The following is a 13725-nucleotide window of genomic DNA, read 5'->3' on the forward strand; positions in this document are numbered from 1 at the left end:
ATGAAAAAAATAAACCATGAATTATTTGGTGAACTTATCTATGATGGGTACTGGACGGGAAAATAAAAAATAACTATTTTTGGTCATGACAGAGATGTAAATGCAAGTATCAACTTACTAAAATTAGCTATGTAATTGGTATTTTCCTTAGGGGTAGGTATTATCTTTATGGCTTCGTAAAAAGTATCTAATTCCCAAGAAGCACCCACCTCAAACAACCCGAAAGGGTGTTAAGTGGTGTGTAGTTTGTAGTTCATATAAAAGAATCTTGATATATTTCCTTTCCTAATATGTATCTCTTCTTTTACAATAGATAGAAAAGGTGAAATGGAGGAGATGGTTCGTGGCTGACAACAAAAGAGAGAAGCTAATGAAAAAAGTAGAATATCATTTACGTAACACATCACGTCAGCTTATTAAGATTGATACTGAAGAAGAAGCATTTCAGTATTTAACCGATTCCTTTTGCGCTGAACTATATTGTGACTTTGTAGCTGTAATTTTAAATGAAGGAGGGCAGTTTTTACCAAGAGCATGGAGCGGGAATTTAACTTCCTTAGCTTCAGCCTTTCCTCTTCATTCTGATGAATGTTCTTCGAAACTTCAATATCAAAGCATAACGGATCAAACGGCAGATTCTCCAGGGGAGTGCGTCCTGGCGGAAACATTGAAACATGCTGGTGTGAAGACTTGGTTTACCGTCCCACTAAAAGATGACATACAGCATTTTGGTTTTTGTATCGTTGCCTTTTTAAGTCATGTTCCTCTTTTAGATATGGAAATATCATTTGAGGAGTTTGGAAAAGACTTAGCAGTGGCTATAGCAGTGGCTAGACAAAAGGAAGCACAGTTTAAAAAAATCGAAGGATTTGGATGGGTTAGTAAGAATCTTTCGCTAGATGTACCGTTAGAACAGCATATATTTGAGTTAACTTCTAAAGCTGGAATTGGAACAGATGCGAATTTTGCATGTATTTACCTTTATAACGAGGAGGAAAACTGTTTTGTTTTTCAGCCGCCGTCATATGGGGAAATGGAGTGTCCACAGAAAATCATGGTTGAGGAAAAATATGTACTCAAAGAGCACTTTCCATTTTTTGAGACCATTGGTGGTGAACAGGTTACGGTTCCGTTGGTTATTGACATGAAACCAATTGGAGTTCTACATGTTGAAAATAAACGTGAAGGAGTCTTTTCGAAGGACGATTTAAAAGCATTGGAAATGCTTGCTAATCATTTGGCCACTATACTTGATAATGCAAGGCTATATAATGGAGAGAAAGAACATAAGCAACGCCTTCATCTTCTCTTAGATTACCAACAAGCTTTGTTAAAAGAAACGGTCGAGGATAATAACTTTGAAGGAATTACAACAATGCTTGGCAGTCTGTTTCAGGACTCTGTTATTATTTTTGATAGCTTTATGCAGCCTGTTTCATTTAATACTGAGAAAACAGAGAACGGTAACCAGCTAACAGAACAACTTGCTGAATTGGCAAGAGAAGAACGAAGAAAGCAACGAATCACTGATACTTTTCATGTTAATGATCCAAAACATATTGGTTATTGTTTTTCATTTTGGTTAATCAATGGGGGCGGTAATTTACTAGGTTATTTAGCGGTGCGAAGACCTAGCGGGAGAATGGATGAATTTGATCAATTGACGGTTGATTTAGCTCGTAATATTTGCTCAATTCAGTTTATTAAACAAAAGCTCGTTCTAGACACGAAAGAGCAGATGAAAGACAGTTTTATTAGTAAATTGCTCACTGAAAAAATAGAAGATCGAGATAGCATTTTGCAATATGCAAACTTGTATCAATGGGATCTTTTCAAAAACCATCGAATAGCTGTATTGTCGATTTCTCTTGAGGAGAAAGAATTAAGAAAAGGGAACCTCCTCGAACAGCAAGCGAAAAAATCACTTATATGGGATTTGATTAAGTCGCGTCTCCCGGAACTAGGAACTGGCATTTTAGCTGCCTCCCATATTGAGGAGCAACTCTTAATTGTGCCCATTGAAAAGCAGAAAAACAGCTCGAAAAAATTTTGGGAATCATTATATCATAGCATCCAAAAATGGATAGGTTCATCACCTATTTCCTGTAGTGTATTGATAGGGATTGGTGGGGGGACGCAGCAACTAGAAGACTATTTTATTAGTTATCAGCAGGCAATACAAGCTCTAAATATTTTAGACAGTCGCTTTCGCAAACAGGGGTTTGCCCTATTTGAAGATCTAGGATCGTATGCCATTTTACATCATTTAAATCATTCTTCAGCCGTAGACCTATTTATTAATAGACAAATTGGTCCACTACTTAAATATTCAGAAGGAAAGAATATAGACTTATATAATACATTACATGTTTTTTTGAAAAATAATGGAAATGTAAAAAGCGCTGCAGAAGAACTCTATATTCATAGGAGTTCACTTTTGTACAGGCTTGAAAAAATAGAGTCGCTCATTTCAGCTGATTTAAATCATGCCGAAGTAAGATTCAATTTAATGATGGCACTAAAGCTTTATGATATGTATGGAGAGGTAATGGGATAACATAAGTTTCCTTCTTAACTTATGTGCCAAAATTATAGTTTGAATAATTAGATGATATAGACGTTTCGCACATCATATAACTTTTTAAATATACAAAATTACGTTCAATTAGATAAAAAGAGGTTTCGCTTGGTATGAAACCTCTTTTTATTTTTGCTTTATACATAGTAGCTAAGTAGTTGCGTATTTTTTAAGTAATTGTTTTTAAAACTTGTTACACTATAAGGGTATTTGAAAAGGAATTATAGATTTGAAGGTGATATGTATGAGGAAATATAAAATAGGAGAAGTAGGAAAGGAATTTGGTGTTTCGATAGATGCTTTAAGATTTTATGAAAAGAAAGGCTTCCTCAAACCACAAAAAGATAAAGATACCCGTGTTAGATTTTATACATATGAGGATTTTGGGGTGTTTTTAGCAATTAAAAGTTTTCGCCAAATGGGATTTCATGTTAATGAAATTGGATCTATTTTTAATGGCTTAGAATTTGATGACATAGTAAAAAAATGTAATGAAAAAATAGTTGAAAAAAATGAAGCGATAAAAAGGTTAGAATTAGAAACAAAACAAATTACTGAATTTATGAGTTTATTAAAAGAATTTAAACAAGAAGATAGGAAATGGTATATAAGGCAAGCTGGAACTTATTATTTTCTCAAACATGTTCAATTAAATGAAGGAACGTTGTGTGTAAATCCGCTAGTAAAAAAATGGTTAGCTTTTTTACCAACAGTGTATCCAGCGTTATACATTCCACTTGAACAATATAAAATGAAAAATATAAATAACAGTTATTGGGGAATGGCTACCTCTGAATTGAAAATGAACGAATGCCAATTACCTATTGATGAATCGGTTTTACAAGTAGATATGGGGGAGTGTTTGTATTATTTATATGAAAAAGATGCGAGTGAACCGTTATCAGCATTAATTTTAGATGAACCCCTACATATTATTCAGGAACGTGGCTACACTCTTAACGGAGATATTTTATGTCAGTATGTTTGTGAGACGAAAGGACAAGGGAGAATAGTTGAACATTATACTATTATGATTCCTGTTATTATGATTAAAGATAAAAAATGACATCGTATATGTGGTCATCGAGAATGAAATGAAAAAACTGCATGCTAATTGTTAGACACCGTCTACAATTAGATGCGGTTTTTTGAATCCAAAAATCAAGGGCGTTTACTCTTTGCTCATTTGAGTTTATACAAAATATATGAATAAATTAAATAAAGCTATTGCCCCTAGTCTTAGACCATAGTTTATATTGAAATCACAAAGAAAGCTCTTGTGAAAGTGGGGAGTATTTAAAACAGTTAGAACAAATATTAGAAATCGTAAATATGAGGAATATTGTTGTCTATGAGTATGTTTACGAACAAAATGAGAGGGTATCAGAAACAGATTTTTTATTGGTATAGATGGTTATTTCATCAAATGGTAAAGAACGTTAACATATAGTTGCAATGTTTACATCATAGAGTGCGCGCCTCAAGGAAAAGTTATATATTTAGAGGCGCGCACTTTTTGTCTTTGAAATAATCATAATTCTTTTCAATTGGATTTGCATCATAAGAACACCCCTAAAAATGTATGAAAGAAATATATATTTTTCCTACATTGTGTAGATACAAAAACTTTTTGGATATAGATATAATTTATTTGCAGAATATTAAAAAAGTTGAACAGGGGGATGAAAGATGTCGATTCAAACAATTGGTATTGTCGGTGCAGGATCCATGGGTTCTGGAATTGCGAACTTAGCTGCATTAAATGGATTTACAGTTATTTTACATGATATTGAGGAACGCTTTTTAGATAATGCAATGCAACGTATGAATGGATTTATGACTAAGAGTGTTACGAGAGGAAAGATGACTGAAGAAGATAAAGAATTGGCGCTTGGCCGAATTCGATTGACTACTAGTTTGGAAGATATGAAAGACGCAGATGTAATCATTGAAGCAGTGTTAGAAAAGTTAGAATTAAAGAAGGAAATCTTTGCTGCGCTTGACCGGATTGCTCCGGAAGGGGTTATACTCGCAACAAATACTTCATCTATGTCAATAACAGAGATCGCTTCAGCGACGAACCGTCCAGAACGTGTGGCGGGTATGCATTTCTTTAACCCTGCACAACTTATGAAACTTGTAGAAGTTGTTCGTGGTTATCGAACGAGTGATGAAACAGTCGAAGAATTGAAAGCGCTATCTAAAAAACTTTCGAAAGAACCAGTTGAAGTAAAGAAGGATTCCCCAGGATTTATTGTTAATCGAATTATGATTCCGCAATTTATAGAGGCAATTAAATTGCTTGAAGATGGCGTTGCCTCTGCAGAAGATATCGACAAGGCAGTTACGCTCGGTCTTAATTATCCGATGGGGCCGTTTACACTTCAAGATTTTGCAGGTGTAGACATTGGGTATCATGTGATGGAGTACTTCAAAGAAGAATTAAACAATGATCAATACGCGCCGCCGCTGCTTTTAAAACAGCTAGTTAGAGCAGGTAGACACGGTAAAAAAACAGGCGCAGGTTTTTATGATTATGAATAAAGAATGGGGGATTAAGTTATGAATTATGAGTTTTTAATTTGTGAAATTGAAAATAGAGTTGCGATCGTTACAATTAATCGACCACCTGTAAATCCATTGAATACACAAGTGTTTAATGAACTTTCCAGTCTATTTGGTGAACTAGAGGTAAATGAAGAAGTACGAGCAATCGTTCTTACAGGAAGCGGAAGGAAAGCATTTGTCGCAGGCGCAGATATTAATGAAATGGCAGCACTTGATCTTGTCGGAGTAAACAAAATGAATAAGACTTCACGAACGGTATTTAGCAAAATTGAAAATATGTCAAAGCCAGTCATTGCGGCGATAAATGGATTAGCTCTTGGCGGTGGGTTTGAACTCGCACTCGCATGTGACTTACGTATTTGTTCGGATCAAGCAAAATTCGCTTTTCCAGAAGTCGGACTCGGAATTATTCCTGGAGGCGGAGGTACACAGCGTCTTCAAAAGATTGTCGGCCAGGGGATAGCGAAAGAATTACTCTATTTCGGAGATATGTTTGATGCGCATCGTGCGTTCGATTTACATATTATCAACAAGGTAGTACCTGCGGAAGAGTTATTCGAAGCGGCAAAGGAATGGGCGTATAAATTGGCAAAAAAACCACCAGTTGCACTTCAAATGTTAAAAACGGCGGTAAATGTAGGAAGTAATGCTGACCTTGAAACAGGCTTAATCATTGAAAGCACATGTTTTGGAAATGCTTTCGCAACAGAGGATCGTAAAGAAGGATTACAAGCATTCGTTGAAAAAAGAAAACCAGTATATTTAGGGAAATAATGAGGTGAATGGGATATGACAGAGATTGTTTTATTGGAGGGAGCTAGGACTCCGTTCGCTGAAATTTCAGGATCGTTTCGGAGCGTGAATGCAACAGATTTAGGGGCAATTGCCGCTAAGGAAGCAATACGAAAAGCTTCTATATCTGCTGAAGATATTAATCAAGTTGTATTTGGTAATGTTCAGCAGTCTAGTAAAGATGCACATTTATTAGCAAGGCATGTTGGTTTAAAAGCCGGAGCACCTATTCATGTCCCCGCGTTGACGATTAATCGTCTTTGCGGAACTGGTGTTGAATCTATTTTAACGGCAGCTCGTTATATTCTTTGCGGAGAAGCAGACGTTGCACTTGCAGGAGGAACTGAGAACATGAGCCAAGTTCCGCATGTAATACCTGGAATGAGATGGGGAAGTCCACTCGGTGGTCCGGTTTTAGAAGATTGGTTATGGGATGGTCTTTATGATACGTATGGTAAATGTACGATGGGAGAAACAGCTGAAAACTTGGCTGCAAAATATAACTTAACGAGAGAAGAAGTAGATCAGCATGCACTCTCTAGCCATGAGCGAGCTCTTTTAGCAAGGGAAAAAGGGTATTTAAAAGAAGAGATTGTTCCAGTAACAGTGAAAGGAAGAAAAGGAGAACAGCTTATACATGAAGATGAGCATATCCGTCATACGAGCCTAGAAAAACTTGCAAAGTTAAAACCCCGTTTTGTTGAAAATGGTGTAGTAACTCCTGGTAGTGCAAGCGGAATGGTGGATGGTGCAGCGGCCGTTGTTTTAGCATCCAGTAATTTTGCAAATGATAGAGGATTAAAACCGATTGCTAAGCTCATTTCTTGGGCTGTTGTTGGAGTAGAACCAAAGTATATGGGAATTGGACCAGTTCCAGCTATTCAAAGTGCATTAGAAAAAGCGAATCTAACTTTAGCAGATTTAGATTTGATTGAAATCAATGAAGCATTTTCTGCGCAGTACTTAGCTTGTCAAAAAGAATTAGGATTCGATCTTGATAAAGCGAATGTAAATGGAGGGGCAATTGCGATAGGCCATCCACTTGCTGCGAGTGGAACGAGAATTTCTCTATCCTTAATTTATGAACTAAGAAGAAGAAATAAAAAGTATGGGGTTTCCGCTGTTTGTATTGGCGGAGGTCAAGGAATTGCAGCGATTTGGGAAGCGTTGTACTAGAAAAACCAGGGAGAGTCCTTCCTGGTTTTCCTATATCGTATGTCCCGCTATAAGTATGGGATAAAAAACGCGAGCTAGTAGGTAAGACGATAGAAAGTGAGTGAGAGAATGAAAAAGAATATGAACTTATTAGCGGTGTATGAACTGTTAGAATCTATTACTTCATCTTATGGTGAAAAAGAAGCAATATATGATTTAACGAGACGAATTACATACAAACAATTGAAAACCGAAGTAGATTGTTTGGCTACTGCATTTAAGAGACTAGGATTAGGTAAAGGAGACCGTATCGCTGTATCTCTACCAAACTGGTCCGAAACAGTAGTTATATATTTTGCAGCAGCAAAATTAGGAGCGATAATCGTTCCGTTTAATCCAAAATATAAATCATATGAAATTGAGTATATATTGAAAAGTTCAGCTCCGAAGCTATTAATAGCTTCAGGAGAATTTGAGAAGAATTTTGGTTTTGAAAAAGTGCTTACTATGGTACAAAAAGCGATTACAGTAAGGTTTTCGCAATCAAATCTCTGTTCGTATGAGGAGTTAATGCGTACAGAAACAATGGATATTGAACCAGTGAATATAAATGTGAACGATGATTTGTTTTGTATATTATATACGTCAGGGACGACGGGAACCCCAAAAGGTGTAATGGTTACACACCGTGCTGTTGTACAATCTGCACAAACGATAGGAATAGAGCTGCATTGTACACAAGATGATGTATTTATTATTTCAGCACCACTGTTTCATATTTTCGGTATGGCAATTAATATGCTTTGTGCAGTAGCGATGGGAGGACGAATGATATTACAAGAAAAATTCCGTCCGCGAGAAACTTTACAATTAATTGCACAAGAAAAGGTAACCATCCAAAAAGGCGTACCAACAATGTTTATAAAAGAACTAGAATTAGAGGATTTTGATAAATATGATTTATCTTCATTGCGTGCCGGATTAGTTGGCGCTGCACCTATTCCGGCAAAAACAGTGACGGAGATACGAGAACGGATGGGGATTAACCTTTGTCAATCATTTGGAATAACTGAAACGGTTTCAGTCACGATGACTTCTTATAGTGATACGAAGCAGAACATTATAGAAACGCTCGGAAAGGCAATTCCAGGAGTTATGTTAAAAGTTGTCGATGAAAATAGAGTAGCGCTCCCGCCTGGAGAAGTGGGAGAAATCGCAGTTAAGGGATTTGGAGTAATGAAAGGTTATTATAATATGCCTGAACAGACAAAACAGGTTTTGGATAATGAAGATTGGTATTATTCAGGAGATTTAGGTACCCTTGATCATCAAGGATATTTAAGGTTCGTAGGGCGAAAGAAAGAGATGATCATAAGAGGTGGGTTAAACGTTTATCCTCAAGAAATTGAAGCAGTCATTATGAAACATCCAAAAATAATAGAAGCAGCAGTTGTAGGTCTTCCAGATAAAGTGCTCGGGGAAGTTGCGTGTGCGGTCATACGGTTAAAAAATGGAGAAGTTAGTTCAGAAGAAGAAATGAAACTGTATCTTAAAGAGAGAATGGCAATTTATAAAATACCAGAGAAAGTGATCTTTACAGATGAATTTCCAGTAACAGCAAGTGGGAAAATTCAAAAGTTGAAACTGAGAGAACAAGTATCTTCAAATATTAGTCCAACAGTTTGATAGAAAGGAGGTAAAGGCATAATGGAAGAGTATACTTTTCAAGTAAGATGGGGAGATACAGATGCAGCTGGCATTGTGTATTATCCTAATTTTTATAAATGGATGGATGAAGCAACTCATGAATATTTTAAAAAAATTGGTTTTCCTTCAGTCGAACTTTACGAAGAACAACAAATTGGTTTGCCCTTACTAGAAGCAAAATGTCAATTTAAGTCACCTCTTCGTTTTGAAGACCAAGTAGTTGTGAAAAGTACTGTGAACGAATTGCATAATAAAGTTTTTACAATTCAGCATGTTTTTGTAAAAGGGGAACGGGTTGTGGCAGAAGGTTATGAAACTCGTGCATGGACTTCTTTCAAAGAAAAAGCGAAAGCGTATCCAATACCTGAGGATATTCGTGAGAAGATGATGCCGGAGATATAGGCAGTGGAGAGTTGAAAACGTACGAGCAAGAGCCGATTGTTGGAAATTTATTAATAAAGGGGAGTTATATATGGCAAAAGAAAAAAAATATGATGCAATCGTCGTTGGCGCAGGTCCAGTAGGGTTAATAGCAGGACTTGCATTACAAAAAAAGGGGATATCAACTTTAGTAATTGAAGCAGAACCATTTGGCAGACCACGCCCAGGAAGTAGAGCCATTTATTTGCATAGTGCTTCATTGAAGCTTCTTGAGGAGACTGCTGAAGGCCTTGGTTTTACACTTGCTCGAAACGGAATCATTTGGCCTGTCAAACGAACATTTTACAAAGGCAAAGAAGTGTATGTGCGCAATTACGGCAAAGATGAAAACCTTAAGTACAACAAATTACCTCATTTTACAGCTCTCCATCAGGATGAGATTGAAAAGCATATTTATGAGGCTTGCATGGAAGTAGGGGTTGAATTCCTTTGGAATGCCCCACTCAAGAATTTAGATGTTACTGATTACGGAGTGCAATTAACTACTACATATGGCGAAACTTTGAAGGCACAGTATGTGATTGGTTGTGATGGAGCGCGTTCAATCGTAAGAGAGCAGGCCGGATTAGAATTCGAAGGCCCGCGTACAGCAGATACTTTTATCGTTGTAGATGCAAAAGAAGATGAAACGGATCCGCTTCCTTTAGAGAGAATATTCCATTATCAACATCCAGCTATGGGGGGAAGAAACGTAATGTTTGTTCCATTTAAAGGAGGATGGCGTATTGATTTACAGCTGCTTGAATCAGACAACCCAGAGGAGTATACAAATATTGAAAATGCTAAGGAGTGGTTACCAAAAGTGATGGATCCTAAGTACGCTGAGCGGATTACATGGGTGTCTTCATACCGTTTCCACCAAGTAGTGGCAAATTCGTTTACTGACGTAAATCGTCGCATTCTTCTAGCTGGAGAAGCTGCACATTTATTTGCTCCATTCGGTGCACGTGGATTAAATTCTGGGGTTCCAGATGCTGTAATTGCTGCGCGAGGTATTGAGAAAGCATTACAATCTCATTCTGAGGAAGAACGGATAGAAGCGATTGAAGCAGCTGCAAGGGAACGCCAAATCGCAGCCAAATGGAACCGCGACGCTTCAACGACTGCACTTCATCACCTTCAGGGGAATTCTCCTGAAATGAATATGAAAAGAGAAATTGCGGCCTCAATGGTATCCATCGTTCCAAGATTGGGAAGATGGCTTGATGAAGGACCATACGGACCAAAGTTTGGGCCTCCTGAATTGACAACGAAATATTAATATAGGTGAAATTGTAAGGGAAAACAGCTAGATGAGTAACGTGAACGATATGAAAGGAGCGATATGAAATGGCTTTGTCACAATTAATAAATGAAGAAAAGTATGGTTCTGGTGCTCGTTCTGCAAATGAAATGATTGAGCGGTTAACGACTTTGGACTGGTATGTGAACGCTGGACAACAAAATCTAGAAGCCGAAAAGAAAGTAGATCGATTCATGAGTTCACTAAACATTAGTGAATATGAAATAAGATGGATTTCGAGAAAACAATTAAATGAAACAATTGAAAGGCTTTCTTTTGAAAGAAGTACTTTATGGGAAGCGCTAGAAGAAGTACCAGATCAGTTAATGGAGAAAATTGTACGCACAGGAAACGAAAAACTCCTTGCAGATGTGGTGGATAAAGTTCCTGAGGCAATATTCCACGGAGCCTATAAACAAGCATTCAATATATTTGGTGATGAGAAAATGGTCAAATTTCTCGTAGGGCATGCGATGTACATCAGTGTTCTTGCATGTGCAGCTGAATTAGCTGAAGGAAATAATGTGCTCCTTCCAATTGTTGAGTTACTTGAAGCGGGGCATTTACCTCTTGGTCCAGAAGGTAATACTTTTTATCTATTGTAACAAAGATAGGGGTATATAAAAATGTGGCCCGCACTTGCTTTTGATTGTATAAGAAGAAAGAGGTTTATCTATTTGAGATCTATATTTTAAGAGAGGAAGATAAATATGAAACTTGTTACTTTTACCCATAGCGGAGAAACTAGAATTGCAGCTTTAGAAAATCGGAAATTGATTGATCTGCATGCAGCTTTTAAAGCAAAACTGAAATCAGAGGGGAAACTTCGTGCCGCTCAAATTGCAGAAGCGTATATTCCAAAGGATATGAATGGGTTCTTACAAGGCGGAACAGAAAGTATGAATCTAGCAAAAGATGCTGTTGCTTATGCACTTACGAAAGAGAATGAAATTAAAATGATATTTGAAGAAGAGGAAGTCAAAATCGAAGCTCCAGTTCCTTCTCCAGGAAAAATTATTTGTGTAGGTCACAATTATCGTGAGCATATTTTGGAAATGAAACGAGAGTTACCGCCATATCCAGTTATCTTTGCGAAGTTTGCTAATACTGTAGTTGGCCCACAAGATGATATTCCTTTTTATCCAATTTCTGAACAGCTAGATTATGAAGCGGAATTTGCTTTTGTAATTGGAAAGCGTGCTCGGAATGTTTCAGAAGCAGACGCCCTTGAGTATGTGGCAGGGTACACGATCGCCAATGATATTACTTACCGTGATATTCAGCGCCGTACAATTCAGTGGCTGCAAGGTAAGACAGTTGAAGGAAGTGCTCCAATGGGGCCGTGGTTAATTACAGCGGATGAATTAACAGACCCATCTGGATTAGATATTGTTTTAACAGTTAATGGAGAGAAGCGTCAACAGTCTAATACCGCAAATCTAGTATTCTCAGTTCAATATCTTGTTGCATTCTTATCCAATTTAATAACATTAGAGCCAGGTGATGTCATCTTAACGGGTACTCCAGGTGGTGTAGGTGTAGCGCATAATCCGCAAGTATTTCTTAAAGATGGAGACATCGTTCGTATTGAGGTTGATCAAGTAGGTGTACTTGAAAATAGAGTGAAACAAACATCAGAGGTGCCGGTGCTATGACTAAAAATTTGCAGATTAATGCTATCGAATCTATCTGTGAATCGATTAATAAAATAGAAACTGTTGTTAAGTCTTTGCCTGAGGAAACGGTTCGTTGGAAACCGTCAGAAGACGAATGGTCAGTTATGCAAATTATTACACATTTAGTAGAAGCAATTCCGTATTGGGCAAAAGAAATTAACAATATTAAATTACAACCTGAAAAGCTATGGGGCCGTGGCTTGACAGATGAAGTACGACTACAAACAGTTTCAGAAGAGAATATAAATAAACTTTCTGTAGACGGAGTCATTCAACAGCTCTCTTCAATACCTATCATAATAGAGAATGTATTAAAAAAATTAACAGTCGAAGATTTAACCATACAGGCTCCAAGTCGCAATCCTCGTTTCGACAACAAGCCGATTGAATTCATCGTTAATCACCTCATCGTAGAGCATACAGAAAAGCATTATAACCAAATCGAGCGAAATTTATGTAAATTTAATGAGCGATAAAGGAGGCAAATAACATGGCGGAAAAAAATGCTTTTTTTGAAAGTGCACTCGTACAAGATTTCAATCGTGATATAGAACAATATCATCTCGGACCACTTTGGAACGCGATCCCAGATTTAATGAAACATACACCTGAACCACATGCACAAGCGTACCTTTGGAAATCTGAATTGCTTCACAAAAAGTTAATGGAAGCGACGCAAATATTTACACCAGATCGCGGTGGAGAACGAAGGGCGATTTATTTCCAAAATCCAGGACTTAATTATAGAAAGCCATGGGGCTGGGCATCGACTACACAAACGTTATATGCAGCGGTTCAATTGATACAACCTGGAGAAACCGCTCCGTCACATCGGCATGTTCAAAATGCGTTACGTTTCGTCATGGAAGGAGAAGGGGCTTACTCAATTGTGCAAGGAGAGCGTATTTTCATGGAACGGGGAGACTTTTTAACAACTCCAAATGGACTGTGGCATGGACATGGTCACACTGGTGACAAACCGATGATTTGGATGGATTGTCTTGATATTCCGACCATTTATTATCTCGGCGGTACGTTCTTTGAGCCGTATCCAGAAAAAATTGAACAGCCAAATGTGCCGGACAATTATACTGCTCAGCGTTATGAAGGTGGAATGGTTCGACCGATTTCCGACCGATATGCAAAGAAAGCTCCACTTAGTTCTTACAAATGGTTAGGGACGGAAGCAGCGCTTAACGGATTAAGTCGTTTTGAGCCAGATGCTTACGATGGTTATGCTGTTGAATATATAAATTCATCGAACGGTGAGACAGCGTGTCCAACGATTGCAGCTTGGATGCAAAAATTGCCGAAGGGATTCAAAGGAAAAGCACACCGTCATACGCATGCATCAATCTATCATGTGCATGAAGGGGCAGGATATACGATTATTAATGGTGTTCGCTTTGACTGGTCGAAAGGAGACTTCTTTGTTGTACCAAACTGGGCATGGCACGAACACGTTGCGCTAGAAAATAGTTATGTATTTTCAACAAATGACCTTCCTATTTTAGAAAAGTTCGGGT

General features: G+C 37.6%; 12 protein-coding genes and 1 pseudogene. All 13 read left to right on the forward strand.

Going from position 1 to position 13725, the window contains the following annotated elements; genetic code table 11:
• Window positions 1–63 (forward strand): annotated as a pseudogene (locus tag MR071_RS25960) (DUF6985 domain-containing protein); the annotation flags it as partial.
• A gap of 280 nt (window positions 64–343) precedes the next feature.
• On the forward strand, window positions 344–2557 hold the full coding sequence (locus tag MR071_RS22995; protein ID WP_105585123.1) for a helix-turn-helix domain-containing protein: 2214 nt from the start codon (window positions 344–346) through the stop codon (window positions 2555–2557).
• A 265-nt stretch (window positions 2558–2822) separates the two neighbouring features.
• A complete protein-coding gene (locus tag MR071_RS23000; protein WP_105585122.1) occupies window positions 2823–3644 on the forward strand; it encodes a MerR family transcriptional regulator in 822 nt (273 codons plus the stop codon).
• Between the two features lie 623 nt (window positions 3645–4267).
• A complete protein-coding gene (locus MR071_RS23005; RefSeq protein WP_105585121.1) occupies window positions 4268–5122 on the forward strand; it encodes a 3-hydroxyacyl-CoA dehydrogenase family protein in 855 nt (284 codons plus the stop codon).
• 18 nt (window positions 5123–5140) lie between these two features.
• A complete protein-coding gene (locus MR071_RS23010) occupies window positions 5141–5920 on the forward strand; it encodes an enoyl-CoA hydratase/isomerase family protein (protein ID WP_105585120.1) in 780 nt (259 codons plus the stop codon).
• Between the two features lie 15 nt (window positions 5921–5935).
• Window positions 5936–7114 carry an acetyl-CoA C-acetyltransferase gene (locus tag MR071_RS23015; RefSeq protein ID WP_242238094.1) on the forward strand — a complete coding sequence of 393 codons (1179 nt, stop codon included), beginning with the start codon at window positions 5936–5938 and terminating at the stop codon, window positions 7112–7114.
• A 108-nt stretch (window positions 7115–7222) separates the two neighbouring features.
• Window positions 7223–8779, forward strand: a complete 1557-nt coding sequence (locus MR071_RS23020) for a class I adenylate-forming enzyme family protein (RefSeq protein ID WP_242238095.1) — start codon at window positions 7223–7225, stop codon at window positions 8777–8779.
• A 21-nt stretch (window positions 8780–8800) separates the two neighbouring features.
• Window positions 8801–9202 (forward strand): acyl-CoA thioesterase, encoded by a 402-nt coding sequence (locus tag MR071_RS23025; RefSeq protein ID WP_242238096.1) that lies wholly within the window; start codon window positions 8801–8803, stop codon window positions 9200–9202.
• A gap of 70 nt (window positions 9203–9272) precedes the next feature.
• Complete coding sequence (locus MR071_RS23030; protein ID WP_242238097.1) at window positions 9273–10502, forward strand: FAD-dependent monooxygenase; 1230 nt, start codon at window positions 9273–9275, stop codon at window positions 10500–10502.
• A gap of 68 nt (window positions 10503–10570) precedes the next feature.
• Window positions 10571–11128 carry a hypothetical protein gene (locus MR071_RS23035; protein WP_242238098.1) on the forward strand — a complete coding sequence of 186 codons (558 nt, stop codon included), beginning with the start codon at window positions 10571–10573 and terminating at the stop codon, window positions 11126–11128.
• Between the two features lie 105 nt (window positions 11129–11233).
• On the forward strand, window positions 11234–12178 hold the full coding sequence (locus tag MR071_RS23040) for a fumarylacetoacetate hydrolase family protein (protein WP_105585114.1): 945 nt from the start codon (window positions 11234–11236) through the stop codon (window positions 12176–12178).
• Window positions 12175–12675 (forward strand): DinB family protein, encoded by a 501-nt coding sequence (locus MR071_RS23045; protein WP_242238099.1) that lies wholly within the window; start codon window positions 12175–12177, stop codon window positions 12673–12675. The genes MR071_RS23040 and MR071_RS23045 overlap by 4 nt, the downstream gene beginning before the upstream one ends.
• A 14-nt stretch (window positions 12676–12689) precedes the next feature.
• Window positions 12690–13725, forward strand: a 1036-nt coding sequence (locus MR071_RS23050) for a cupin domain-containing protein (protein WP_242238100.1), incomplete at its 3' end; no start/stop codon positions are given.

It is taken from the genome of Bacillus cereus group sp. BfR-BA-01316 (genome assembly GCF_022664195.1).
Lineage (GTDB): Bacteria > Bacillota > Bacilli > Bacillales > Bacillaceae_G > Bacillus_A.